Origin of the sequence: Amycolatopsis antarctica (assembly GCF_002262875.1) — a bacterium.
GTDB classification, from domain to species: Bacteria; Actinomycetota; Actinomycetes; order Mycobacteriales; family Pseudonocardiaceae; genus Amycolatopsis; species Amycolatopsis antarctica.
This window is the reverse complement of record NZ_NKYE01000014.1, coordinates 56513-83123: the sequence shown is the minus strand read 5'-3', so window position 1 is coordinate 83123 and position 26611 is coordinate 56513. Positions and strand designations below refer to the sequence as shown.

Sequence of the window (26611 nt, the reverse complement as noted above, 5' to 3'; positions counted from 1 at the left end):
GTCCCCTCAAAAATCCGGCGCACACTGTCCTTCGCTAGTTCTCCCCGCGCCAGCGGGGATGGTCCCTCCCCCGACTGCGCGCCCCCGCCACCACGGTCGTTCTCCCCGCGCCAGCGGGGATGGTCCACGCTGCTGACCATGTTGAGCAAGTCGGCCTGCTGTTCTCCCCGCGCCAGCGGGGATGGTCCAGTCTCGCGGTCAGTGAAATTTCGTGGCGGGGTGTTCTCCCCGCGCCAGCGGGGATGGTCCCAGGTGATCGTTTTCCCTGCGCCAGGTGATCTGGTTCTCCCCGCGCCAGCGGGGATGGTCCCTGGAAGCGGCGACCCGATCGATCAACGGCGGGGTTCTCCCCGCGCCAGCGGGGATGGTCCCAGGTGATCGTTTTCCCTGCGCCAGGTGATCTGGTTCTCCCCGCGCCAGCGGGGATGGTCCCTGGAAGCGGCGACCCGATCGATCAACGGCGGGGTTCTCCCCGCGCCAGCGGGGATGGTCCCAGGTGATCGTTTTCCCTGCGCCAGGTGATCTGGTTCTCCCCGCGCCAGCGGGGATGGTCCCTGGAAGCGGCGACCCGATCGATCAACGGCGGGGTTCTCCCCGCGCCAGCGGGGATGGTCCCCACAGGGCTGCGGCGTACGCGGCAAATCCGGTGTTCTCCCCGCGCCAGCGGGGATGGTCCCGCCGAGGTGCAGGCCCGACCGGTCACGGTGCTGTTCTCCCCGCGCCAGCGGGGATGGTCCCCGGGCCAGCACAGGGTGCTGGTGACGCAGCTCGTTCTCCCCGCGCCAGCGGGGATGGTCCCGCGGCGACGGGACCGGGTCGACAGGGCAGGGCGTTCTCCCCGCGCCAGCGGGGATGGTCCCGTGTGGTGTTCTTCCGAGGCAAAAGCGGCATCGTTCTCCCCGCGCCAGCGGGGATGGTCCCTTCTCCGTGATCTCCCCCGCCGGCGTGCCCGCGTTCTCCCCGCGCCAGCGGGGATGGTCCTAGGCGGACGTCGGCGTACGCCTCGGAACCGGTGACGAGTTCTCCCCGCGCCAGCAGGGATGGTCCCGCACCCGGTGGCTCTCTGAGATGGGCGAGTTCGTTCTCCTCGCGCCAGCGGGGATGGTCCCAGGTCCGGCATCCGCCAGCGATCCTGGCCGTGGTTCTCCCCGCGCCAGCAGGGATGGTCCCGCACCCGGTGGCTCTCTGAGATGGGCGAGTTCGTTCTCCTCGCGCCAGCGGGGATGGTCCCAGGTCCGGCATCCGCCAGCGATCCTGGCCGTGGTTCTCCCCGCGCCAGCAGGGATGGTCCCGCACCCGGTGGCTCTCTGAGATGGGCGAGTTCGTTCTCCTCGCGCCAGCGGGGATGGTCCCAGGTCCGGCATCCGCCAGCGATCCTGGCCGTGGTTCTCCCCGCGCCAGCGGGGATGGTCCCACCTGGCGCTCGATCGCCGAACTCGCCCTGTGGTTTTCCCCGCGCCAGCGGGGATGGTCCCGCGTCCTGGATCCACCGTTGACAGCGGACCAGGTTCCCCTTGCAAGCGGGGGTGCCCCCCCCCCGACTGGTTGCGGACTTGTCGCGGGCAGCGTGCTCCCTGCGCAAGCGTGGGTGTCCCGACCGCGGTTCCCGTGGCGGCATCGCTCTACCGCGATCGCCAGATGCCACGTCTTCCCAGATGTGCCGGACTTTCCACCATGCGCCAACAAATCGTTCCCGTGCCACGTCGCCGACGTTCTGCCGTAGACTGACAACATGACCGCGTCGGAACCGCACACGACACAAGTCCGCCTGACCGCCGGACCGGGCGGCCGGGTCACCATTCCTGCACCGCTGCGCCGGGCCGCCGGCATCGAGCCGGGCGAGCAGCTCGTCGCCTCGGTGGAGGACGGCCGGGTCGTCCTCGAACCGTGGGAGCACTTGCTTGCCCGCGTCCAGGCCCGGGTGGCCGCCGCTACCGGCCACCACACCGGCCTCGCCTCCGCCGAACTCATCGCCGACCGCCGTGCCGAAGCCGCCCGCGAGGACGCCGGCGCCAACGCCACGATCGACGGTGAGGCGTGACCGTCGTCCTCGATGCCAGCGCCGTTCTTGCCCTACTGCGCGGCGAACCCGGCGCCGAGATCGTCGGCGACCACCTGCGTTCCGACGAGCCGACGCTGATCTCGGCGGTCAACTACTCCGAGGCTGTGCAGAAGCTTGCCCAGCTCGGTAGCACCACCGCCGCTGAGGACGTCGGCGCACTCATCTCCCTGGGGCTCACCGTCGCCGCGTTCGACGCCGAGCTGGCCGTGGCCACCGCGGCACTGTGGCCGGCCACCCGCGGCGCGGGACTGTCCCTCGGCGACCGGGCCTGCCTCGCCCTGGCCGCCGCCGTGCCCGGCGCCCGCGCACTCACCTCCGATCAGCCCTGGTCCCGCGTGGACGTCGGCGTGCCCATCGACCTCATCCGCTGACCTCCATCCGCTGCCGACGCCGCGGCCGCTGTCAGTCGAGTGGGTGCAGCCGGGTCCTGATCTCGGGCTTGAGCACCTTGCCGATCTTCGAGCGCGGAAGGTCGGGCCAGACTTCGAGCTGTTTCGGTGCTTTGACGCCACCGAGCCGCTGCTTGACGAAGGCGATGAGGTCCGCCGATTCCGCGTGCCGGTCCGGGCGGAGTTGCACCACCGCGGTCACCCGCTCCCCCCACTTGTCGTCGGGCAGCCCGAGCACGGCGCAGTCCTGCACGGCGGGATGCGCTCGCAGCGCCTGCTCGACCTCGGCCGAGTAGACGTTGAATCCACCGGTGATGATCATGTCCTTGGCACGGTCGACGATGTAGAGAAAGTTCTCCTCATCCAGATAGCCGATGTCGCCGGTGTGGTGCCAGCCATGCGTGCTCGCCGCCGCGGTGGCCTCCGGATTCTCGTGGTAGCCGGACATGACCAGTGGGCCGCGGACGACGATCTCGCCGCGTTCGTCCCGCGGCAGCAGGATTCCCTTCGTGTCCATGACGGCGACCTGGGTCAGCGGACTCGGCCTGCCCGCGGAGGAGAGCCGCTCGACGGCGACGGAACCGTCCGCGCGGAAGTGGTCCGCCGGAGCGAGGGTCGCGATCATGTTCGGCGCCTCGGTCTGGCCGAACAACTGCCCGAGTACCGGCCCGATCCGGGTCAGCGCTTCTTCCAGACGGGTCGGTGACATCGGCGCCGCCCCGTACCACAGGCAACGCAGCGAGCCGAGCTCCGTCGAGTCCAGGGCCGGGTGGTCGAGCAGCCCGTAGATCACCGTGGGCGGCAGGAAAGCGTGCGTGACGCGGTGGTGTTCGACCAGTCGCAGGAACTCTCCCAGGTCCGGGTCCGGCATGATCACGATCTCGCCGCCGAGCGTGAGAACCGGGAAGGTGAGCACACCCGCGGAATGCGTCAGTGGCGCGAGTGCGAGATAACGGGGACGGTCACCGAACGGATAACTCATCAGCGTCAACGCGGTCGCGGTCGCCATGGTGTTCGCGCTCAGCCGGACGCCCTTGGGTTTCCCCGTGGTGCCACCGGTTCCGGCGAGCATGCACGGCTCCTCGGCGGCGGCCGGGGCCTCGTCCGGCTCGACACCCCCACTGATCCAGTCGGGAAAGGCCAGTGCGCCCTCGACCTCACCGTCCAGGCAGACCAGCATCTCCAGCTCCGGCAGCCGGTCACGGATCCGGGCCACCAGCGGCGCGAACTTCTTCTGGAAGAGCAGGAACCGGCAGCCGAACAGATCGAGGAGCTGCCGGTTCTCCTCGGCTTCGTTGCGCGGGTTGACCGGGCACCACACCGCACCGGCGCGGGACAGGCCGAAGACGCAGGTGAGGGCGAGCGGGTCGTTGCCGGACAGCACCGCGACCCGGTCGCCCCGGCGGAGTCCGGACGCCTGCAGCGCCCCGGCGACCTGCCGGGACTGCCGCACCACCTCGGCGTAGGTGAGCGTTTCCTCGTTCATGGTCAGACAGGGGGCGTCGCCGCCGAGCGAGGCGCCCTTGTCCAGATAGTCGGCCAGCCGCACTGCTTCGACCTCACTGTGGGAGTGGGAGAGGTGTGCCGGCCGCCGGAATGGCGGCCGGCACGGGAATCTCAGTGGTGGACTTCCAGGATGGGGTCGAGCACGAGCCCGAACGCGCGCAGCGTGCCGAGCAGCTCGCGGTGCCCGAACGCCTGGCAACTGGAGGCGAACCCGGTGCGTCGCGGCTGTTCCTGCAGCAGGTGCGCGGCGGCGTGCGCGTTCAGCAGCGCGGTCTGCTTGTAGTTGCAGTTGCCGTGGATGACGCAGTGCGCGCGGCCCAGCGGACCGGAGGCGTGCACCGAGTCGAGCGAGGTGTTGATCCGCGGGTTCTCCCGTGGCGGCATCTCACTGCGCACGAGCGCCGACTGCTCGTCGATGATGCGGTACTTCTCCTCGACCGACTTGCCTTCCATCATCGCCAGCGCCCCCGCCACGATCTGCGGAACCCCCTGCATCAGCGGCCGGTTGAACACCCCGCCCAGTGCGCGCACGCTCGACACGCGCGGGTCCTTCTTGAACCACAGCGGGTGCGAGGTCCCGCCCCAGGGCAGCGCGAGACCGAGTTCGTGCTGTCCTGGCACGACGACGTCGTAGAGCCCGGCATCGGGCGGCCATTCCACGTACTCGTTCTGTTCCAGGTAGTACGCCTTGGCGAGGGCCGCGTTGGTCAGGATCGTGTTCGTCGAGGCGACCGTCGGGTGCCCCTTCCAGAACACCTGGATGTCCAGGGTGTCCAGGCCCGGTGTTTCCAGGCAGAGGTTCGCCGCGATCTCGCCGATGGTGTACATCTGCGCCAGACCGGGCGTGAGCACCAGGCTCTGGGCTGCGAAATCGGAGCCGTAGCGTTCGTCGGCGTCGATCATCCAGTTCTGTTCGCCGTTGGTGTCGGTGTAGTGCGCGCCGATCTCCAGGCAGGCCTGCGCGACCTCGTGGCCCCAGCGGGCGAACGGGCCGACGGTGTTGAGCACCACCGAGGCGCCGCGGAAGGCGTCGGCGAGCGCGGAGGCGCTGTGCTCGACCTCGATCACCTCATGGTCGACGGTGTCGATTCCGGGCACGGCGGCGACGGCTTCCTGCACGCGCTTGAGGTCGCGGCCTGCCGCGAGGAAGGGGATCTGGTACTCGCGCAGGTACTCACAGATGAGCCGTCCGGTGTAGCCGGAGGCTCCGTACACGACGACGGGCTTGTCGGTAGTCACGAACTGTTTCCTTTCGTTCCGGGAAAGTCGGTCACATGCCCATGCCGCCGTCGACCGGGAGTCCTGCCCCGGTGACGAACTTGGCGGCATCGGAGGCGAGGAACACGACCGCGTCGGCCATGTCGTCGATCTGGCCCAGGCGCCCGGACGGGGTCTGCGCCACGACGGCCTGCACGGCTTCCTCCGGCGAGGGGAACAAGCCGATCTCCGCGCAGTCCACAGCCAGCTTGTTGCCCATCGCGGTGGGCGTGAGTCCGGGATAGACGCAGTTGACCCGGACGCCGTAGTCGAGCCTGCCCGATTCGGCCGCCGCGACCCGGGTGAGCCTGTCGATGGCGGACTTGCTCGCCGAGTACCCCGCGATACCGGGAAAGGCGATCGTCGCGGCCACCGAGGAAATGTTGATCACCGTGCCGCCGTTGCCCGCAACGCCGCCGGGACGCATCGCGCGGAAGGCGTGCTTGATGCCGAGCGCGGTGCCGACCACGTTGACGTCGAGCATCCGGCGCAGGCCCTCGGGGTCGAGATCGGCGAGGAGGTTGGTGACCTCGATCCCCGCGTTGTTCACCACGATGTCCAGGCCGCCGAGTGCGTCGACCACCGCCGGAACGGCCTGCTCCCAGCTCGAGTCCGCCGAGACGTCCAGCGGGACGAACTCCGCGGTGGCGCCGGCGTCGCGCAGCGACTGCGCGGTCTCCTTGCCGGCGTCCTCCAGTACGTCGGCGATCGCGACGGCCGCTCCAGCCTTGGCCAGTGCTTCGGCCATTCCGGCACCCAGCCCCCGCGCACCGCCCGTGACCAGGGCTTTCCGAGCGGACAAGTCGATACTGGTCATCTGAGAATCTCCTCCTTGAGATCACTTCGCTGCCGCGCCCGAACTCCCGCGGTGTGGCGGGCCTCACCGTAAGCAGGCTCTTATGCACTCGTCAAGATTTCTTTGGTCAAGCGTCAAGTTTTCTTGTGACGCTCATCAAGGGCCTGGGTCGGGTCGCGGCCGGGGCGTTACGCTGTCGGGCACATGCCGCAGCGGCAGGCCGTACGTGGACGGGACGCGCAGTGACCGAGGTAGCCGAGACGAAGCGGGACAGAATCGCCCGCCGCCAGGTCGACAAGTTCGACGCCCGGCGAACGGAACTCGCCGTGGCCGCCCTGCACACGCTTGCCGAACTCGGCTATGCGCGGACAAGCCTGCGAGAGATCGCGCAGAACTCGGAGTTCTCCCACGGCGTCCTGCACTACTACTTCGCGGACAAGCGCGACCTGGTGACCGAAGCGGTGCGCCAGTACGAGGCCGTGTGCGTGACGCGCTACGACGACGTGGTGGCACGCGCGACGACGGCCGGGCAGCTACGCGACGAGTTCACCGAGATGTTCTTCACGACGCTGCGCGAGGACGCGCAACTCCACCGGCTCTGGTACGACCTGCGCAACCAGAGCCTGTTCGACGAATCGTTCCGCAAGGATGTTCTGGAGATCGAAGAACGCCGCGAGATGATGATCTGGCGGGTGATCAGCCGGTACGCGGAACTGTGCGGCGGCAAGCTGACGGCCTCGCGCGCGACGGCCTACGCCGCGCTCGACGGGATCTTCCAGCGCGCCCTGCTCGCTCATCTGTCCACAGTGGATGATTCAGTGCGCGCCCTGCGCGAGGAGCTTCCCCAGGTGCTCGACCTGCTGGTCGCCCAGCGGTAGAAACCGGTCGACCAGCCCGGATCGGCACGGTAGCGAACCGGAAGACCATCCTACCGGCGGATTGCAGCGTTCCGCTGCGCACGGAAACCTCCGCACGGCCACCGCAGCCGTCTTCGACGAATTCACGATACCAGCGATCTGCGGCCGGATCGAACCAAGAATCAGCTTTCGAATCCGAGAAGGCGGTTTCGCGCGCTAAACCCGTGAACGCCGCCGAGCTGACCGAATCACGGCCGCAAATTCCGGGTCATGAGCGACAGGACTGTTGCCTACCCGCCGGAAGCGCGCCGCGCAAGAACGAACCGCGTTCCGTAGACGAACCGGCAGACATGCCGCTACCGATGGGCAATAACCGCCCGCGGAGAATTCTCCGGAACCGTGTTGATCAGGTCACACTGCACTCGGTGACGTTCCGGCCGCTTCACCGAGAATCCGTCACCCGAATTGCCCAGCACGAGAGCCTTATCGACTCGATTCACTGGCTTTGATGCCAGGAATCGACTGTTTCTACACGTGGCTGATTCGGTCATCTCACTCGCCTGCCGCGTCCTGACGCAAAGATGAAATCTTCTTTATCAACATTTTACTTGTACTTTACGTTCACGTGGTGAATATCTTTCCCAGGCGACAAGCGCGATTCCGTTCTGAGTTCGAACAGTCGCCTTTCCCGCTATTTCACGCATGCCGCCATCGCACGCCGAGGGCACCGTCGACCCCCCGGAGACGCCGACACATGAGCGACACAGGCCAGGACCTTCCGATCACCGAGGCGCAACGGAGCATCTGGCTGGCCGAGAACGCCGGCTTCACCACAAGGTCCACCTACCTGTGGGGCGAGTACACCGACATCTCCGGCGCACTCGATGTCGAGCGGCTGCTCACCGCGCTACGCCAGGCCTGCCGCGAATGCGAGGCGATCAACGTCATCTTCACCGCGGAGGACGGGCCCCGGCAACGAGTGTCGCCCCGCGCGGACTGGTCGTTCCCGGTGCGGGACCTCGGCGAGGAGGCCGACCCCGAGCGGACGGCACTGCACTCGATGCGCGAAGCCCTCGACCGGCCGCTCGATCTGAGCACCGGTCCGCTGCTCGGAGGCACGATCTTCCGCCTCGGCGCCGATCGACATCTGTTGTTCCTGTGGGCGCACCACATCGCGCTCGACGGCGCCGGGATGACCCTGCTCTCGCAGCGGGTGGCCGGGATCTACACCGCCGTCGAAGCGGGTGAACCCGTACCCGCTCACGGCTGGGGCAGCCTTCGCCTGCTGGCGGAGGAGGAGAACGCCTACCAGGACTCCGGCGAGTTCGCCGCCGACGCCGCGGACTGGCAGGCGATGATGGCCGACCGGCCGGATTTCCTGAGCCTGGGCAGCCACCCGGCGGCCGTGTCATCCTCCTCGCTGCGGCTGACCAGCACGCTCGACAGCGCCGCCTTCGCCCGGTTGCGCACCGCCGCCGACGAGGCGGGGCAACGATGGACGCGACTGGTGGTGGCGGCCGCCGCGATGTTCCTGCACACGATGACCGGCAGCCGGGACATCGTGCTGAGCCTGCCGGTGACCGGCCGGCGCAGCGAGCTGAGCCGGACGGTGCCGTCGATGTCGGCCAACGTGGTGCCGCTGCGGATCCGGATCCCATCCTCGGCGACCGTGGCCGAACTCGTCGGGCGGGTGGACGCGGAAATCCGAAAGGTGCAGCGGCTGCAGCGGTATCGCGGGGAACGGCTCCGGCGCGATCTCGGCTACCCGGAGGACGGCCGGAAGTTCTTCGGGCCGGTGGTCAACGTGCAGCGGTTCGCCTACGGGCTGAGCCTGGGCTCCTGCACGGCGACCGTGCACAACGTGGCGGCACCACCCTCGGAGGACCTGTCCATCGTCGCCTACGACCGCGGCGACGGTGAGCTCCGTTTCGACTTCGACGCCAACCCGGCAGGCCACGACGAGGACCTGCTCGCCGTGGTCCGCGACCGGTTCCTGCACACCGTGCGCCTGCTCGCCGACAGCCCGCCCGGCACCGAACTCTCCCGGCTCGACCCGGCCACCGCCGAGGAGCGGGCGCGGGTACTGGCCGCGGGGACCGGGACCGCGGACACCCGCCCGCCGGGCACCGCGCCGGCGCTGTTCGCCGAGCGGGTGCGCGAGTCGCCCGAGGCCTTCGCCGTGCGCTCGGCCGCGACCGGCGAACGGCTGACCTACCGGGAACTCGACCGCCGGGCCGACGCCATGGCCGGGCGGCTCGCCTGCATGGGAGCCGGGCCCGGGACGACGGTCGGGTTGCTGCTCGAACGCTCGGTGGACCTGGTGGTGGCCGTGCTGGCCACGGCCAGGTCCGGCGCCGCCTATGTGCCGCTGCACCGGGACGACGCCACCGGGCGGCTGGCCGGAGCCCTCGCCGACGCCGAGGTCGGCCTGCTGGTCACCGACGCGGTCACCGACGCCGACGAACTGCCCGGCAGGTTCCGCGAGGACGGCGGGCCAGTGTTGTGCCTGGACCGCCCCGGCACCACCGTGCGGATGCGGCCGGTCGCGGTGTTCCCCGAACAGCCCGCCTGCGTGATGTTCACCTCCGGCTCCACCGGCAGGCCAAAGGGAACCGTGATCACGCATGCCAACCTGGCCAGCCTGGCGGGCGAGCGCTGGTGGGCCGAGGGTGGTGCCGAGCGGGTGCTGCTGCATTCACCGCACGCCTTCGACGTGCTGGCACTGGAGCTGTGGATGCCACTGCTGACCGGGGGCGAGATCGTCGTCGCCGCCCCCGGGAGGCTGGAACCCGCCGTGCTGGAGAAGGCCATCGCGGACTGCGGGGTGACGGGGCTGTGGCTCACCGCGGGCCTGTTCACCGCGCTCGTCGAGGAGGACCCCGGCTGCCTGACCGGGCTGGTACAGGTGTGGACCGGTGGGGACGTGGTCCCGCCCGCGGCGGTGCGGCGGCTGGCGGCGGTGCCCGGCGCGCCGACCGTGATCAACGGCTACGGACCCACCGAAACCACCGTGTTCGCCACCCGGCACCCGGTCACCGGACTGGCCCCGGACGCCGCGGTGGTGCCGATCGGCGTCCCGCTGGACGATCGCCGGATCCTGCTGCTCGACGAACTGCTGCGACCGGTCCCGCCGGGAGTGGCGGGCGAGGTGTACGTCGCCGGTGGCGGGGTCGCGAACGGGTACGCGGGCAGACCGGGGCTGACCGCGCAGCGGTTCCTCGCCGACCCCTTCGGCGGCCCGGGCTCACGGATGTACCGCACCGGCGATCGTGCGCACTGGAATCCCGAGGGCACGCTGTCCTTCGCCGGGCGGGCCGACTCACAGGTCAAGCTCCGCGGATTCCGGGTCGAACCCGGCGAGATCGACGCGGTGCTGACCGGGCAGCCGGGTGTCCGCCAGGCCGTCACCGTGCTCCGCGAGGACCGGCCCGGCCTGCGCAGGCTGGTCGCCTACGCGGTCACCGACCAGGACCCCGAAGCGCTGCGCCACCGTCTCGCCGAGCACCTGCCGCCGTTCATGGTGCCCGCGGTGGTGGTCCGACTCGACGCGTTTCCCTTGACCCGTAACGGAAAGCTGGACCGGGCCGCGCTTCCCGCACCGGACGGGGAGCATCGGGCACCCGCGGCGCCGGGCACCGCCGCCGAAGAACAGGTGGCGGCGTTGTTCCGCGAGGTGCTCGGCCTCGACGAGGTACCGTTCGACCGGAGCTTCTTCCAGCTCGGCGGGGACAGCATCAAGGCCATCCAGCTGGCGGGCCGCGCCCGCCGGGCCGGACTGGGCCTGAGCACGCCCCACGTCTTCCGGTACCCGACGGTCACCGAACTCGCCGGGACACTGGCGGCCATCGCCGAGGCGCCGGCCGCGCCGGCCGCGCCGGAGACGAGACCAGACGATCCCGCGGTCGGCCTGACGCCCGTCATGCACTGGCTGCGCGAACTGGGCGGCGAGCTGGCCGGATTCTCCCAGTCGGTGCGGGTGCGTACCCCCGCAGGGCTCACCGAGCGGCAACTGCGCGACGTCCTGACGGCCGTGCTGAACCACCACGCCATGCTGCGGCTGTCGGTGTCCACCGAGAACGGGTTGTGGTCGGCCGAAGTGCGGCCGGACGCCGCGCTCGAACTGACCCGGATCGAGGGTGCTCGGCCGTCGGAGCGCGAGATCGAGGACCACGGCGAACGGGCAAGGGCCGGGCTCGATCCGTCGGCCGGGCGGGTCGTGCACGCCGTCTGGTTCGACGGCGGAGGCGCACTGCCCGGCGTGCTCCTGCTCGCGGTACACCACCTCGTCGTCGACGGGGTTTCCTGGCGCATCCTGCTCGACGATCTGCGGGACGCGGGACGGGCGGTGCTCGGCGACCGGCCGATCGAACTGCAACCGGTGGGGACCTCGTTCACTCGCTGGTCGCGCAGGCTCACCGAGCACGCGCAGCACCGCACCGTCACCGCCGAGTACCCGCACTGGGCGGGCACCGGCGCGGCCGTCCGGCACGATCCCCCTTCGCCCGGTATCGACACCGAGTCCACCCGCCGCGGCACGGTGCTGACCCTGCCCGCGGAACGCACCGCCCGCCTGGTCGAGGAGGCCACCGCCGCCTTCGACTGCTCGGTCAACGATCTGCTGCTCACCGCGTTCACCCTGGCCATCGCGGCCCCGGACGACACGGCCGTGCTGCTCGACCTCGAAGGCCACGGCCGGGAGGAATTCGCCGGGGACCTCGACCTGACGCGGACCGTCGGCTGGTTCACCACGCTCTACCCCGCCCGCCTGGACAGCGGGGTGTCCTGGGAGCAGGCGCGGGCCGACCGCACCCGGCTCGACGAGGCCGTCCGCCGGGTGCGCGCCGGGCTGGACGCCCTGCCCGGCGACGGCCTCGGCTACGGGCTGCTCCGTTACCTCAACCCGCAGACCGGTGCCGCGCTGGCGGCGGGCGAGCGGCCGAGGGTGGCGTTCAACTACCTGGGCCGCTTCGACGTCGGTGCCGCCGAGGACTGGGCCCCCGAACCCGGCGGCTCGGTGCTCGGCTCGTCGATGCCCGGCGGCCTCTCGCTGGCCCACTCGCTGGAGCTGAACACGGTGCTGGCCGACCGGCCGGAGGGCCCGGAGCTGATCGCGAACTGGTCGTGGGCGGAGCGGCTGCTCGACGCCGAGTACGTGGAACGCCTGGGGCGGCGGTGGTTCGAGGTGCTCGGCGCGCTGGTGGACCGGGCGCGCGAACTCGGGGTGCCCGGCGGCCAGGTGCTGCCGCTGCCGCCGCTGGCGCAGGGCCTGCTGTTCCACTCCCTCTACGACCACGACGGCAGCGATCCGTATCTCGTGCAGTTCGTGTTCACCCTCGACGGCGAGGTGGACGCCCCGGCGCTGCGCGAAGCGGTGCACGCGTTGCTGCGCCGCCATCCCCAGCTCTCGGCGGGCATCGAGCACAGCGCCTCGGGGCGGCCGGTCCAGGTGGTTCCCGCCGAGTTCGGTGTGCCGTGGGCCGAGCAGCACGCGGGCACGGACCAGGACCTGCGGCGGTTCCTCGACGCCGACCGACGGGAACGCTTCGACCTCGGCGCTCCCCCGTTGCTGCGGGCGGCGCTGCTGCGCCGGGGCGGCGAGCGTCAGGTACTCGTGCTCACCACCCACCACCTGCTGCTCGACGGCTGGTCCATGCCGATCCTGGTCCGGGAACTGTTCGCCCTGTACGCCGGCGAGCAACTGCCACCGGCCACGCCCTACCGCGACTTCCTGGACTGGCTGTCCACACGGGACACCGAGGCCGACCTGCTGGCGTGGCGCTCACTTCTGTCCGATGTGGACGAACCCACACTGGTGGCCGGTCGTGGCGGGCCCGGTTCCGGTGCGGTGCGCGGCCGGGCGTTCCTCGATCTCGACGAGGCGGTGACCGCACGGGTGCAGCGCACCGCGAGCGAGCACGGGCTGACCGTCAACCTACTGGTCCAGCTCGCGTGGGCGAACGTGCTCGGCGCGCTCACCGGCCGCGAGGACGTGGTCTTCGGCGCCACCGTCTCCGGTCGCCCCGCCGAACTTCCCGGTGCCGAGCGGATCGTCGGCCTGCTGATCAACACGATCCCGGTGCGGGTCCGCCTCGATCCGCGGCGGACGATCAGCCAGACCCTGCGGGCACTGCGCGAGCAGCAACTGTCCATGTTGGAGCATCAGCACGCGGACCTCACCCGGCTGCAGGGCATCGCAGGGCATGGCGAACTGTTCGACACCATCGTCGTGTTCGAGAACTACCCGCTCGATCCCGGCGCGCTGAGCAGCGGCGTGCCGGGGCTGCGAATCACCGGCGTCGACGGTCTCGACGGCAGCCACTACCCGCTCGCGCTGGTCGTGCTGCCGGGTGCGCGGATGCGGTTCCGCCTCGACCACGACGAAGATCTCGTCGACGAGGACGCGGCCCGGCGGCTGCTGCGGCGGCTGGCCGCCGTACTGGACCGGATCGCCTCGGCACCGGAGACCGGGCTCGGCGGACTGGACCTGCTGCTGGACGGCGAACGCCAGGACGAGAACGACGGCCCCGGACACGGAGCCGCGGACGGGACAGCGGACGCGTCCGCGACGCTGCCCGGCCTGTTCGCCGCGCAGGTCCGCGCCCGGCCGGAGGCGATCGCGCTGTGCGAGGGCGAACTACGGCTGACGTACCGGGAACTCGACGAGCACGCCGAGCGGCTGGCCGCGCTGCTGCGATCCGGGGGCGCCGGACCGGAGCGGCTGGTGGCGCTGGCGCTGCCCCGCTCGGCGGACCAGGTGATCGCGATGCTGGCCGTGCTCAAGTCGGGTGCCGGTTACGTACCGCTCGACCCCGCCTACCCCACCGGACGGCTGCGGCAGGTGATCGAGGACGCGCGGCCCTCGCTGCTGGTGACCACCCGGTCCGTGAGCGCGGAACTGCCCGCCGGGCCGGAACAGGTCCTGCTCGACGATCCGCTCGTCCGGGCGCACCGGCCCGATTCCGCCCCGGGTCCGGAACCACACCCGGACAGCACCGCCTACGTCATCCACACCTCGGGCTCGACCGGGATCCCGAAGGGGGTGGTGGTGTCCCACCGCAACGTCGTGCGGCTGCTCTCGGCCACCGACGAGTTGATCGCTGCGGGCCCCGGCGATGTGCACACCCTGTTCCACTCCATGTCCTTCGACTTCTCGGTGTGGGAGATATGGGCCGCGCTCGGCCGCGGCGGCAGGCTGGTCGTGGTGGAGCACGCGGTCAGCCGTTCCCCGCGCGGCCTGCTGGACCTGCTCGCCCGCGAACAGGTCACCATGCTCAGCCAGACCCCGTCCGCCTTCTACCAGCTCCTGGCCGCCGAGACCGAGCACCCGGTGCCCCTTTCCCTGCGGATGGTGGTGTTCGGAGGCGAGGCACTGGACCCGGCCCGGCTGCGCGCCTGGCACGGCGAAGGCCGGCCCCGGCTGGTGAACATGTACGGCATCACCGAAACCACGGTGCACTCGACGTTCCAGGAGATCGACGACCCGGAGGAGACGCGCAGCGTGGTCGGGCACCCGCTGCCCGACCTGCGCGTCCACCTGCTCGACCACGCGCTGCGCCCGGTGCCACCGGGCAGTCCCGGCGAGCTGTACGTCGCCGGGCCGGGCGTGACCCTCGGCTACCACGGCAGCCCCGGGCTGACCGCCTCCCGATTCGTGGCCGATCCGTTCGGCGGGCCGGGCACCCGTCTGTACCGCTCGGGCGATCTGGGCAGGCGGCTGCCCGACGGCACCATCGAGTACCTGGGCCGCACCGATCAGCAGGTCAAGATCCGGGGTTTCCGGATCGAACCGGGCGAGGTCGAGCACGCGCTGGAAATCCATCCGGCGGTCGGCCGCGCGGTGGTACTCGCCCAGCCGGGGGCGCACCGCCTGGTGGCCTATGTGGTGACCACCGGGCCGGTGGACCCACAGGCATTACGCGAGCACGTGGCATCCCTGATGCCCGAGCACATGGTCCCGGCGTTCGTGGTGGCGATACCGGAGATTCCGCTGACTCCGAACGGCAAGCTCGACCGGCGGGCGCTGCCCGCGCCGGAAGCGACCGCGCCGTCCGGACGTCCGCCGTCCACCGAGGCCGAACGGCTGCTGTGCAGGCTGTTCGCGGAAACGCTGGGCGTGGCCGAGGTCGGTGCCGACGCCGGCTTCTTCGACCTCGGCGGACATTCACTGCTGGCCACCCGGCTGATCAACCGGATCCGCGCCACCACCGGGGCGGAGCTGGACATCCGCAGTCTGTTCGACGCGCCGACCCCCGCCGGGCTGGCCCACCGGATCGGCACCCCGGACACACCGGCACGCCCACCGCTACGGGCCGGCGACCGTCCGCGCCGGGTTCCGCTGTCGGCGGCCCAGCGGCGATTGTGGTTCTTCACCCAGTTCACCGGCCCGAACCCGATCTACAACATGCCCTTCACCGTGCGGCTGACCGGGCCGCTGTCGGTGCCCGCGCTGCGCGAGTCGGTGCGCGACGTGCTCGACCGGCACGAGAGCCTGCGCACCCGGGTGGCCGAGGTCGACGGCGAGCCGTTCCAGGAGGTGGCCCCCGCGGTGGACGTCAGCTTCGAGGTCGTCCCGGCCACCGAGGCCACGCTGCCCGAGTTGCTGGCCGAGGCCGGTGGGCACCACTTCGATCTCGGTGACGAGCTTCCCGTCCGCGTGCGCCTGTTCGCACTGGGCACCGGCACGCATGTGCTGCAACTGCTGGTGCACCACATCGCCGCCGACGGCTGGTCGTTCGCTCCGCTGGCTCGGGACCTGTCCACCGCGTACCGGGCGCGCGTCGACGGTGACACTCCACAGTGGACACACTCGCCGGTGCAGTATCCCGATTTCACGTTGTGGCAGAACGAACTCGACCTGGACGGCGAGGCAGCGCACTGGCTGGAAACCCTGCGCGGCCTGCCCGACAGCCTGTCCCTGCCCACCGACCGGCCACGGCCGGGCACGATCGGCAACCGGGGCGAGACCATCGAGGTGGACCTGCCCGCCGACCTGCACGCCGAACTGGTGGCGCTGGCCAGAGCCCACGACGTCAGCCTGTTCATGCTGCTGCACGCCGCCTTGGCCACGCTGCTGTTCCGCCTCGGCGGAGGTGAGGACATCCCGATCGGCACCCCGGTCGCCGGACGGCACGACGACGCGCTGCACGACGCGATCGGCTGCTTCGTCAACACCGTGGTGCTGCGTACCCGGCCGCACGGATCGGCCACCTTCACCGGGTTCCTGCGCGCGGTGCGCGACACCGACCTGGCCGCGTTCGCCCATCAGGACCTGCCGTTCGACCGGCTGGTGGAACTGGTCAGACCGGCTCGCTCACTGGCGCACCACCCGCTGTTCCAGGTGATGCTGGTCTTTCAGGACACCCCCGCCATCCGGCTCGACCTGCCGGGTGTCGGCACCGAGCACGTACCGGTGCACGGCCGTTCGTCCCGGATGGACCTGTTGTGGAGTCTGTGGCAGCGCGACGCTCCACAGGGCGTGCACGCAGGCATCACCGGGGTGCTCGAGTACGACAGCGACCTGTTCGGCCCGGCGTCGGCGCGATTGCTGATCAGCCGCTTCGAACGCCTACTGCGCTCCATCACGGCCACGCCGGAAAGCCCGCTGGCCGAGCTGGACGTCCTGCTCGACGGTGAACGGAAACGGCTGCTCACCACCTGGAACGACACGGCGGCCGAACTGCCGGACACGACGGTGGGCGCGCTGATCGCCGAGCAGGCGGCGCGGACCCCGGACGCGACGGCGCTGCTGTCCGGCGAGGTCGTGCTGAGCTACCGCGAGCTGCTGGCACGCGCGGACACCCTCGCCACGCGACTGCGTGCCGAAGGCGTGGCCCCCGGCACGCTCGTGGCGTTGCGACTGCGACGCGGCCCCGACCTGCTCCTCGCCATGCTGGCCGTGTTCTCGCTCGGTGCGGCCTATCTGCCCTGCGAACCGGACCTGCCGGACCGGCGGTTCGCCGCCATCCTGGACGGCGCGCGGCCGGTACTGCTGTTGCGCCACGACGATTCCGGCGCGCTGACCGTCTCCCGGCCCGAAGCTCCGCCCGCGGTGCTGCCCACCGGCACCGCGTACACGATCTACACCTCCGGCTCGACCGGCGTGCCCAAGGGCGTGATGGTTCCGCACCGGGCGCTGGTGAACCTGCTGCTCGCGCTGCGCGACCGGTTACGGGTGGACGAGCGGGACCGGGTGCTGGCCGCCGCACCCGCCGGGTTCGACATGTCCGTGCCCGAGTTCTACCTGCCACTGATCACCGGGGCCGCCGTGGTGCTGCTCGAACCGGAGGAGCAGCGGGACCCGGGGCTGCTGCTCGACCGAGTGCGACGGCACGGGGTGACGGTGTTGCAGGCGACCCCTTCCCAGTGGCAGGTGCTGGCCGAACGCGGTCCCGAGCGGTTGCGCGGCACACGCGCCATGATCGGCGGCGAACTCGTGCCCGGCCCGCTGGCGGCGAAGGTCCGCGCGCTCGGCTGCTCGCTGCTCGCCTGCTACGGGCCGACCGAGACCACCGTCTGGTCGGCGGCCCACGAGGTCAGCGGCACGGGCACCGAGGCGGCGGTCCCGCTCGGACGGCCACTGCCCAACACCCGCTGCTACGTGCTCGACGACCGGCTGCATCCGGTACCACCGGGCGTCACCGGGCATCTCTACCTGGCGGGCGCCGGGGTCGCCACCGGCTACCTGAGGCAACCGGCGACCACGGCGCAGCGCTTCACCGCCGATCCGTTCGGGCCGCCGGGCACCCGCATGTACCACACCGGCGACCTCGCTTCCTGGACCGCGCATGGGATTCTGCGTTTCCACGGGCGCACCGACGAGCAGGTGAAACTGCGCGGGCACCGGATCGAACTCGGCGAGGTCGAGGCCGCGCTGACCGGGCATCCGCTGGTCGGCGCCGCCGCGGTCGCCGTGCGCGAGCACACGGCGGGCGACCGGCGGCTGGTCGGCTACGTCACCGGCGGGGTGAGCGTCGAGATCACCGACGCCGATCTCGACGGTATCCGGGAGTACGCGGCGGGCACGCTGCCCGCCTACATGGTTCCGGCGAGGGTGCAGACGGTCGACGTGCTTCCGTTGAGCCGCAACGGAAAACTGCTCAGGGACCGGCTGCCCGAACCGAACTGGGAGACCGATTCCGGTGGCGCCGCACCGCTGACCGGACGGGAACAAGTGCTGTGCACGCTGTTCGCCGAGGTCCTCGGCATCCCCCGGGTCGGCGGGACCGACAACTTCTTCGAACTGGGCGGGCATTCGCTGCTGGCCGCGCGCCTGGCCGACCGGATCGGCGCGGTGCTCGGTGTGGAACCGGCGATCCGCGAGGTGTTCGCGGCGGGCACGCCGTCCGGACTCGACCGGCTGCTCGGCGGGCACGGCCCCGCTCCGGCCGAGCACCTGCTGCCGTTCCGCGCCACCGGCGAAGCAGAACCGGTGTTCTGTGTGCACCCGCTCAGCGGCATCAGCTGGCTCTACGCCGGACTGCTCGGGCACATCGACCGCGCGCACCCGGTGTACGGCATCGAGCCGCTCGGCCCCGGCGGGGTGGACGAACTGCCGCGCAGCCTCGACGAGATGGTCGAGCGTTACGTCGCGCAGATGCGGGCCGCCGCACCGGAAGGCCCCTACCACCTGCTGGGGTGGTCGTTCGGTGGCATCGTGGCACACGAGATCGCGGCCCGGTTGCACGAACAGGGCGCCACGACCGGGCTGGTGCTGCTGATCGACCCTCAGTTGGGCCCGGACCCGGACGCCGTGCCGGTCGTCGACGACGACCGGATACACCGGGTACTGCTCACCGCGGTGGGCCGTGACGACGACGAGCTCACCGCCGAGGAACTCGGCTTTCCCGCCGTGTCCGCCTCGCTGCGGCAGGAGGGCAGCGTGTTCGCCCGGTACTCCGAAGCAGACATCCGTGAGCTGGCGACCGTCGCCCGGAACAACGCCGGGCTGCTGCGCGGATACCGGCCCGCCCACTCCCCCGGAGATGCCGTGTTCATCGGCACGCCCGGGGAAGTACCCGCCTGGCAGCCGTGGCGGGGACACATCGGCGGCGAACTCACCACCTACGAACTGGACCTGGTCCACCACCGCCTGCTGCAGCCGCACAACATCGGCCTGGTCGGCGAGATCCTCGGCCGCCACCTCCGATCCGCCGGAAGAAAAGGGAGAAACCCATGAGCACCAACCCGTTCGACGACGAGGAAGGCACGTTCCTGGTGCTGTGCAACGACGAGGAGCAACATTCCCTGTGGCCGTCGTTCGCCTCGGTGCCCGCCGGGTGGCAGGTGGTCTCCGGCCCGTCAAGCCGGGACGAGGCGCTCGGCTTCGTCGAGCGGAACTGGACCGATCTCCGCCCGGCCGGGCTGCGGGCCGCGCAGTCCGGGGCACCGCGATGACCACGCTCGGCACGTCCGGCCACCACGACACCTCGCCCTCGTCCCCGGTGCCTGAACGGAGGTTGCCACCGATGCCCGTTCCCGCCCCGCTCGTCGACCTCGCGCCCGGTGCCCGTGTGGTGATCCGGATGCCAGGCGGCGAGGGCCTGGCCGCCGTGCTGCGCCACTGCTTCGACCGGGAACTGGTCGCGGTCCCGCTCGGCCCGCGCACCGCCGACGCCGAACTGGCCGCACTCGTCCGCAGCGTCCGCGCTTCGGCCATTGTGGACGGTCCGGGGGCGGAGTTCCGCGGCACCGGTCACCTGCCCGCCGAGGATGACCCCACCGGGCTGGCGTTCATCATGTTCACCTCGGGCTCCACCGGCCCGCAGAAGGGAGTGATGCTCAGCCGGGCCGCAGTGCTCGGCAACGCCACGAAAACCGCCCGGCTGCACGGAATCGGCCCGGATCGGCCACACGGCACCTGCCTGCCACTGCACCACTGCAACGCGCTGGTGATGTCCCTGCTGGGCACCCACCGCACCGGCGCGCCACTGGTGCTGCGGGAACGGTTCGACCCGGCGGGCTACTTCGCCGCCCTGCGCACCGCCGGAGCCCGGACGGCGTCGATCGTGCCCGCGTTGCTGCCCGAACTCCTCGACGCCGCACCGGAATGGCCGGAGGGGCTCGACTACCTGATCACCGCGGCGGCACCGCTGACCAGTGAGCTGGCGTCCCGTTTCCACCGCGCGTACGGGCCGCGGCTGCGCCAGGGCTACGGCCTGACCGAGGCGGTCAACTTCAGCTTCACCATGCCGGCGCTGGACGGGAGGGACTACGCCGAGCAGTACCTGGACCGCTTCCCGCCGGTGGGACTGCCCCTGGACGGCACCGAGTTCCGGCTCGACTCCGGCGAAGTACAGATCCGCACCGCCGACCTGATGGACGGCTACTGGGAGGACCCGGGCACCACCGCGGCCGCGATGACCCCGGACGGCTGGCTGCGCACCGGCGATCTGGGCGAACTGCGCGACGGTCTGCTGATGCTGAAAGGCCGGACCAGGGAACGGATCGACCGCGGAGGCGAGAAGTACTACCCGCTCGACCTGGAACGCCGGTGGCGAGCGGCGGGACTCTCCGGCCGGTTCGCGGCCGTGGGCGTCACCGAACCGGACCTGGGCCAGGAGATCGCGCTGATCGTCACCGACCAGCCGGTGGACCGGGTCCGTACCGTCTGCGAGCACGGCGAGCCGCGGCCCGCGGTGGTGCAGTTCGGCGGGCTGCTCGCCACCGCCACCGGCAAGCCGCAGCGCACAGCCATGGGCAGGCGGCTGGCGTCCCGGCGGCAGTCCGCGACCCGGTACGAGAACCTGCTCCGCTACGCGGCCAGGACCGCGCGATCGGTGCTGCGAGAGACACACCAGCCGCCGGGGAACGCTGTCGAACTGGCACGGGCGCTGGCCGCCTGCCCGCAGGGGCACGCAGACAGCGGGGAACCGGTGTTCGCGGCGTTCGACTTCCTCCGGGCACATTGGACCGAACGGGACGACAGCGGGGAACTGACCGGACTCAAGGCGCGATGGCTGGACCGTGTCCGCGAGTGCTGGCCGCTGACCGACCACACCACGCTCGCCGCGGAACTCGCGGACAGCGCGACGGAGATCCCGTTCGGCCACCGCACCGTACTCGACAACGGACGCCTGACCGTCTTCCCGCACGGCACCGCCCGCACCACCGGCGAGGGCACCCCGTGGGCCCTCGATCTGCTGTGGACCTTCCTCGGTGGCGCGGCGCACGGCGGCCACCCGGACCGGTGGACCGAACTCCGGGACGCACGGGCGGCCGGAAGGGCCGCGGGGTTCGCCCTGCTCCGCGCCGGGCGGCACGACCTCGGCGGTGTCCTCTGGGCACGCGCCGAACAACCATGACCACGACGACACCGGGAGCGAGCGCATGACCGACCGGATGAAACACGTACCCGACCACGAGAACGAGCACTTCGACGTCCGGGCACACCACGATTCCGGCCAGAACCGGATCACCCCGCTGCTGCGTTTCCCGGACGAGGTCGCGCTGCACATCGTCGAGGGCCTGACCGGCCTCGTGCGGCACGCCCACCGAGCGGAGGAGGCACGGCCGACGCCGCCGGGACAGTTGAAGCGGGCGCAGGTGTTCGAGGAGGGCGACGTCTACATGGTCGAGCCACCGTTCCCCGGTTACTTCGCCGACCGGTACCTGATGGACTTCTACGACGTGCGGGAACGCGACATCTGCTCCCGGATGCACCTGCACACCGGGCTCCGGTTCGTGCGGATGATGACCGGGCCGGGCACCACGATCCGGGTGTCCAGCCTGTCCCCGCTGATCGTGCGGCCGAGCCCGGGCTGGACCGCGGACCCGCTGGCCGAGTTCACCGACGAACTGCCGGACATGCCGCCCGAGGACGCCCGCGAGCGGTACAACGCCGTGGTGCCACCGAATTCCTGGGTCGACATGCAGATCCCCCGCGGCGTGTCACACCAGTTCAACGCCGTGGGCCCGAACGCCGTGATCGACTCGGTGCACCCGGAGGAGTCGATCGAAACCCTGCGCGAGGGCATGGCCGGCTACAAGATGATGGCGCAGACCATCTTCCTGGCCGAGGAGAGGAGCGCGGCCGAGACCTGTCTCGGCACGAAACCCTGACCCGGCAAGGATTCGGCGCGGAACCGGATCCTGCCCGGCCGGTCGCCGACCGGCCGGGCAGGGTACGTGGGAGAACGAGATCGGCCCGTCGGGCCGCCGAGACGGTGACCGGGTCACCCGATGCGTCACGTGGACGGCGAGGGCCTCTGGCGACCTTCACCGACAGCGCCGCTACTCGACCGGTTCCGCCGCGCAGGCGAGGTCCTGAGCCGGGCGCTGCCCGGTCAGCAGGAACTCCGTCGCCGCATCCTTCGCGCAGGTGTTGTGGCCGAAGGGATAAACGCCGTGGCCACCCTGGTCGGCCGTCACCATCGTGGCCCGCTTCCCGAAGGCCTGCCGCAGGTTCCGGGCACCGGCGAGCGGTGTTCCCGGGTCACGCTCGTTCTGCACCATGAGCACGTTCGACGGCCCCCGGTCACCGATCCGCACCGGCGGTTCGACCCGCTCCTCCGGCCAGAACGCACACGGCCCGATGCTGGCCGTGGAACCGCCCAGCATCGGGTGTTCCGCCCGGTCGACCGCGACATTGTGCTGGTACTCCCGAACCGTTCCCGGCCAGCGAGTATCACCGCAGACCACCGCGAAACGCGAGGCCATCAGGTTTTCGACGCCCTCCACCGGCGGCACGGGCGGCAGCGGCTGGTCCGTCTCCAGCGCCCGCCACGTCTCGGCAAGCGAGGACATATCCGCGTCGCTGTAAAGAAGCTCGAAGGTCAGCCCGCGAAACGCCGTCCCGTTGACACCCTGAACCGGTGCGGCGTCCAGCTTGTCCGCCAGTTCGAAGAACTTCGCGGTCACCTGCTCCGGTGTGCTCCCCAGTCCGTACTCGGGGTGTGCGACCGCGAACGCGGCGAAGTCCGGGAACCTGTCCTCCAGGCCACGCGCGAACATCCGCATGGCTGTGACGTCGTAACCATCGGGGCCCAGGTTGCTGTCGAGCACGATCCGGTCACTTCGCTCCGGGAACATCGTCGTGTAGACCGAACCGAGATAGCTGCCATAGGACGCGCCGAGGTACGAGGTCTTCGGCTCACCCAGCGCCGTCCGGATCCGGTCCATGTCGCGCGCGGTGTTCGCAGTGGTGGTGTGCGGCAGCATCCGCGCGGTCGGCGAGCCGGCGCACTGCTCGGCGATGGTCCGCGCGTTGCCCGCCTCTCGGGTGACATCGTCGGCGGTGTGCGCGTACGGCGGGAAGTTGCCGCGTGCCTGCTGCTCCTCCGTCAGTTCGCAGGTCACCGGCGCACTGTGGCCGACACCGCGCGGGTCGAAGCCGATCAGGTCATAGGAGTCGCTCACCTCCTGCGGCAGCCCCGCCCCGGCGAGCACGGCCGGATAGGTGAGCCCCGCGCCACCGGGGCCGCCCGGATTGGTCAGCAGCACGCCGCGCCGCCGCTCCGGCTTCTCGCTCGCCAGCCGCGAGATCGCGATGTCGATCTGCTCGCCAGCCGGATTCCGATAGTCCAACGGGACTTGCAGCGTCGAGCACTCCAGCCGCGGCGCGGCGGCCCCCTCCGGGCACGGACCCCATTGCACGGTGTCCGGCGTCGCCGCCACCGACACCCCCGGAATCGCGGCGACCGCGGCGACCGCTGTGCCCGCCAAAACCAGGGACAGATTTCTGCGCATCCGATTTCCTCCTGTTCGAGGCGCACAGGGCGCCGCAACCGGCTGTCCGGCGAGGTCCGCCACCAGCCGTACTCGTGGAACGGCACGTCGATCACCCGGGCCACCGCGTGGTTCTGAGGCCGGCCTCATGTCGAGACAGCCTGATTGCCGTCGCGGGAGGACCGCCGGCCACCGAAACCCGCCACGACGGCGATCAGCAGGCCCCCGAGGGCGATCGCGCCGATCACCGCGAGCCGGCCCTCCCGGCCACCCGGCGCCCAGTCGAAGGCGCCCCACAGCAACTGTGCGTCCCGATCGAAAAAGCCACGAAAGATCGCCTGACCGCACCCCGCCATGACGACCAGCCCGAGGCCTCGCAGAAAAGCCCATCCACCCTTGCCCATGACCGTCCTCCGATTCGTTCGCTGTCTCCGCTGGAAAGAACCCCTCAGCCCGTTCGCCGGCCGTGGTTCTGCCCGGAACCACCGGTGCGCTCGGTGGCCGGCTCCGGGCGGGTGTGCGCCCAGCCACCGGCCAGCATCGCGACGATCGCGATGACTCCGAGGAGAACGAGCTGACCGGTGACGCCGCCGGCGACCCAGTTGACGACGCCCCACAGCGGCTCGGAGTCCCGGTTGAAGAACCCACGGATCACCGCCTGGGCGGACAGCGCTGTGACCACCATCCCGGCCGCTTCGATGGCCTGGTAGCCGCCCTTGCGCATCGCGTCGCTCCGTCCGTGCCCGATCGTTCCGGTACCCGGACCAGGGTGTCCGCCCGGCACTACCGGCACATCGGCCCGAGGGCTCGGATCGACTCGACCAAAGTCGAGCCGGTGATTCGACTCCGGTCGGGGGCACGACGGTCCCCGGGGCCAGTGCGCCCACCCCCCCGCTTCCGCGACAATGACCCGGTGAACACGGATGTCGCGCCACGGCTCGGGGCATGGCAACAGGTATGGCGACTCGCGGCGGCCGTGGCCGTGGGCGTACCCGCCTGGCTCTACATCGGCGTGCTGCTGCCACCGGGATACGCCACCGGGACGTTGTCCTGGTTCATCAGCGGAGATCCGCTGGTGGCTCTCGGTTGCCTGGTGGCGCTGCTGTGGCGACGGCGGTTCCCGCTCGCCGTGGCCATGACGGTCGTGATCGTCTCGACCGCGTCTGCGCTCGCGACCGGCGCCGCGCTGCTCGCCCTGTGTTCGATCTCGACTCGCCGTCGTCCGGTGGAGATCGGGATCGTCGTGCTCGCCTACGTCACCGCGTCTCAGTTCACCTTCGGTTTCTACCCGATCCAGAGCCCGTCCGGCCCGATCTGGCTCCAACTCACGATTCCCGCACTGAGTGGGGGGATCGCGGTGGCTGCCGGCATGGCCGTGGGTGCGCGGCGGGTCGAGGTGCTGTCCCTGCGGGAACGGGCGGAGAGCGCGGAGCGCGAACAGGCGGCGCGAGCGGCGCAGGCACGGACGCTGGAACGGAACCGGATCGCGCGCGAGATGCACGACGTTCTCGCACACCGAATCTCTCTGGTCGCCATGCAGGCCGGAGTGCTGGACCACCGCGGCGATCTGGCGGCCGAGGAGACACGCGTGCTGATCCGCGGTATCGCCGAGGGATCCCACCAGGCGCTGGAAGAACTCCGTGACGTCCTCGGTGTGCTCAGGGCCGACCCGGAGCGCCCGGAGCCGCCACAACCCTCCCTCAACCGCATCCCCGAACTGGTAGCCGACGCACGCACGTCCGGACTGAACGCCACGCTCACCACCACCGTGACGGAGGAACCTTCCGAGGTCCTCGGGCGAACCTGCTACCGGATCGTCCAGGAGGGGCTGACCAACGCCGCCAAGCACGCCCCGGGCGCCCAGGTGCACGTCGTCCTCGATGGAACGGCGGGCGAGGAGATCCACGTCGGCGTCCGCAGTTCCCCGCCCACCATCAGAACCACTCCGGCACCGGCATCGGGATTCGGGCTACTCGGCCTCGGCGAACGGGTTTCCCTTGCGGGCGGCGAACTCGAGCACCACCCGACAGCCGACAACGGATACCTTCTGTCCGCGCGACTACCCTGGCCGGGCCACGACCACAAGAGGAGAACCTGAGTGGACAGCGAGCGGGAGCCGGTGCGCGTCGTCATCGTCGACGACGACCAGTTGGTGCGGATGGCGCTGCGGCTCGTCGTCGACGGGGAACCGGACCTGACCGTCGTCGCGGAGGCGGCCGACGGGGACGCCGCGCTCCTCGTGGTGGACGAGAAGCGCCCGGACGTCGTGCTGATGGACGTGCGGATGCCGGGCCGGGACGGCCTCAGTACGACCAGGGAACTGCTCACCCGGCCGGCACCGCCGAAAGTGCTCATGCTGACCACCTTCGACTCCGACGATCTGGTCCTCGGCGCCCTGCGCGCCGGAGCGCTCGGCTTCGTCCTCAAGGACACCCCTCCGGCACGGATCGTCGACGCGGTGCGGGCGGTCGCGGACGGGAACCCCGTGTTGTCTCCGGTGGCCACGGCACGGGTGATCGCCGCGGCCACCGGGCCGGCGTCCTCCGGCACCCGCCGCTCCACCCGCGACACCGCGCGGAAACGGCTGTCCACGCTGACCGAACGGGAACTCGACACCGCCAAGGCCATCGCCGACGGGCTGGGCAACCCGGAGATCGCCGAGCGGCTACACATCAGCGTCGCGACCGTCAAGGCGCACACGGGTAACCTGTTCAGCAAGCTGGCGGTCGAGAACCGGGTGCAGATCGCGCTCCTGGTCCGTGACGCGGAGGAGTGACCGTCCTGGCACCGAGGACGCCGACCGTCCCCCCTGGCCACCCGTAAGCGAAGGACCGCCCGGATCAGACATGCTCCGCCGCGTCCAGCGGATTGCCCGTTCGGACAACGAGATCGGCACGGTTCTCCCTGGAAAGTGCAAGTCTCCCGGCGAGTCGGCGTAAGTTCATATCCGTTGTGATCGCCCTGAGCAACCTCGGACGCCTCGTGTGCTCAGCGGGGACGGGATGACGACGACGCGAACAGTGCAGCCACTCGCGACGGCTGGGCCGGAAATCGTCGCTCTCGCCGCCGCCTGAGGGTGCTC

The 26611-nt window shown here is 70.7% G+C and carries 15 protein-coding genes and 1 CRISPR repeat array (1 of these 16 only partly in view); of the genes, 9 read left to right on the top strand and 6 right to left on the bottom strand.

Annotated elements, in window-relative coordinates:
* A CRISPR array of direct repeats spans positions 1-1475; the repeat unit is 29 nt; unit sequence GTTCTCCCCGCGCCAGCGGGGATGGTCCC (it extends 451 nt beyond the left edge of the window).
* A gap of 257 nt (positions 1476-1732) precedes the next feature.
* Together CFN78_RS20910 and CFN78_RS20905 are read left to right on the top strand one after the other, a co-directional pair.
* Positions 1733-2041, top strand: a complete 309-nt coding sequence (locus CFN78_RS20910; RefSeq protein WP_094864561.1) for an AbrB/MazE/SpoVT family DNA-binding domain-containing protein — start codon at positions 1733-1735, stop codon at positions 2039-2041.
* The gene (locus CFN78_RS20905; protein ID WP_094864560.1) at positions 2038-2433 is read left to right on the top strand and encodes a type II toxin-antitoxin system VapC family toxin; all 396 of its coding nucleotides are present in this window, start codon (positions 2038-2040) and stop codon (positions 2431-2433) included. Before CFN78_RS20910 ends, CFN78_RS20905 begins: the two co-directional genes overlap by 4 nt.
* 31 nt (positions 2434-2464) lie before the next feature.
* On the opposite strand, the gene CFN78_RS20900 is transcribed toward CFN78_RS20905, so the two are convergent.
* The 3 genes from CFN78_RS20900 to CFN78_RS20890 form a co-directional block, all read right to left on the bottom strand.
* Positions 2465-4000: an AMP-binding protein gene (locus CFN78_RS20900; protein ID WP_094864559.1), complete on the bottom strand. Its 1536-nt coding sequence runs from the start codon at positions 3998-4000 to the stop codon at positions 2465-2467.
* A 68-nt stretch (positions 4001-4068) separates the two neighbouring features.
* A complete protein-coding gene (locus CFN78_RS20895) occupies positions 4069-5196 on the bottom strand; it encodes a DUF5938 domain-containing protein (protein ID WP_094864558.1) in 1128 nt (375 codons plus the stop codon).
* 31 nt (positions 5197-5227) lie between these two features.
* Complete coding sequence (locus CFN78_RS20890; protein ID WP_094864557.1) at positions 5228-6031, bottom strand: SDR family NAD(P)-dependent oxidoreductase; 804 nt, start codon at positions 6029-6031, stop codon at positions 5228-5230.
* Positions 6032-6252: 221 nt separating this feature from the next.
* Between CFN78_RS20890 and CFN78_RS20885 the strand changes: the two genes are divergently transcribed.
* The 5 genes from CFN78_RS20885 (at position 6253) to CFN78_RS20865 (ending at position 21924) form a co-directional block, all read left to right on the top strand.
* Positions 6253-6888: a TetR/AcrR family transcriptional regulator gene (locus CFN78_RS20885; protein WP_094864556.1), complete on the top strand. Its 636-nt coding sequence runs from the start codon at positions 6253-6255 to the stop codon at positions 6886-6888.
* 733 nt (positions 6889-7621) lie between these two features.
* On the top strand, positions 7622-19042 hold the full coding sequence (locus CFN78_RS20880) for an amino acid adenylation domain-containing protein (protein ID WP_094864555.1): 11421 nt from the start codon (positions 7622-7624) through the stop codon (positions 19040-19042).
* Positions 19039-19260 carry an MbtH family protein gene (locus CFN78_RS20875; RefSeq protein WP_094864554.1) on the top strand — a complete coding sequence of 74 codons (222 nt, stop codon included), beginning with the start codon at positions 19039-19041 and terminating at the stop codon, positions 19258-19260. Before CFN78_RS20880 ends, CFN78_RS20875 begins: the two co-directional genes overlap by 4 nt.
* A 71-nt stretch (positions 19261-19331) precedes the next feature.
* Positions 19332-21167, top strand: coding sequence for a class I adenylate-forming enzyme family protein (locus CFN78_RS20870; protein WP_094864553.1), 1836 nt, complete (start codon positions 19332-19334; stop codon positions 21165-21167).
* Positions 21168-21192: 25 nt separating this feature from the next.
* Positions 21193-21924, top strand: coding sequence for a hypothetical protein (locus CFN78_RS20865; RefSeq protein ID WP_205660599.1), 732 nt, complete (start codon positions 21193-21195; stop codon positions 21922-21924).
* 171 nt (positions 21925-22095) lie between these two features.
* Here the strand turns inward: CFN78_RS20865 and CFN78_RS20860 are convergent, their stop codons facing one another.
* The 3 genes from CFN78_RS20860 to CFN78_RS20850 form a co-directional block, all read right to left on the bottom strand.
* Complete coding sequence (locus CFN78_RS20860; RefSeq protein ID WP_094864552.1) at positions 22096-23550, bottom strand: alpha/beta hydrolase; 1455 nt, start codon at positions 23548-23550, stop codon at positions 22096-22098.
* A gap of 125 nt (positions 23551-23675) precedes the next feature.
* Positions 23676-23933: a hypothetical protein gene (locus CFN78_RS20855; protein WP_094864551.1), complete on the bottom strand. Its 258-nt coding sequence runs from the start codon at positions 23931-23933 to the stop codon at positions 23676-23678.
* Between the two features lie 44 nt (positions 23934-23977).
* Complete coding sequence (locus CFN78_RS20850) at positions 23978-24253, bottom strand: hypothetical protein (protein WP_205660598.1); 276 nt, start codon at positions 24251-24253, stop codon at positions 23978-23980.
* Between the two features lie 189 nt (positions 24254-24442).
* On the opposite strand from CFN78_RS20850, the gene CFN78_RS20845 reads away from it, so the two are divergent.
* Positions 24443-25627, top strand: coding sequence for a sensor histidine kinase (locus tag CFN78_RS20845; protein ID WP_094864550.1), 1185 nt, complete (start codon positions 24443-24445; stop codon positions 25625-25627).
* Entirely contained in the window at positions 25628-26305 is a 678-nt protein-coding gene (locus CFN78_RS20840; protein ID WP_094864549.1) for a response regulator transcription factor, read from the top strand.
* Positions 26306-26611: the final 306 nt, after the last annotated feature.

Coding starts and splice junctions, on each gene's coding strand:
- CFN78_RS20855 (WP_094864551.1), bottom strand. CDS start 23,933: ATGGGCAAGGGTGGATGGGCTTTTCTGCGAGGCCTCGGGCTGGTCGTC.
- CFN78_RS20860 (WP_094864552.1), bottom strand. CDS start 23,550: ATGCGCAGAAATCTGTCCCTGGTTTTGGCGGGCACAGCGGTCGCCGCG.
- CFN78_RS20875 (WP_094864554.1), top strand. CDS start 19,039: ATGAGCACCAACCCGTTCGACGACGAGGAAGGCACGTTCCTGGTGCTG.
- CFN78_RS20865 (WP_205660599.1), top strand. CDS start 21,193: ATGACCGACCGGATGAAACACGTACCCGACCACGAGAACGAGCACTTC.
- CFN78_RS20850 (WP_205660598.1), bottom strand. CDS start 24,253: ATGCGCAAGGGCGGCTACCAGGCCATCGAAGCGGCCGGGATGGTGGTC.
- CFN78_RS20880 (WP_094864555.1), top strand. CDS start 7,622: ATGAGCGACACAGGCCAGGACCTTCCGATCACCGAGGCGCAACGGAGC.
- CFN78_RS20890 (WP_094864557.1), bottom strand. CDS start 6,031: ATGACCAGTATCGACTTGTCCGCTCGGAAAGCCCTGGTCACGGGCGGT.
- CFN78_RS20910 (WP_094864561.1), top strand. CDS start 1,733: ATGACCGCGTCGGAACCGCACACGACACAAGTCCGCCTGACCGCCGGA.
- CFN78_RS20870 (WP_094864553.1), top strand. CDS start 19,332: ATGCCCGTTCCCGCCCCGCTCGTCGACCTCGCGCCCGGTGCCCGTGTG.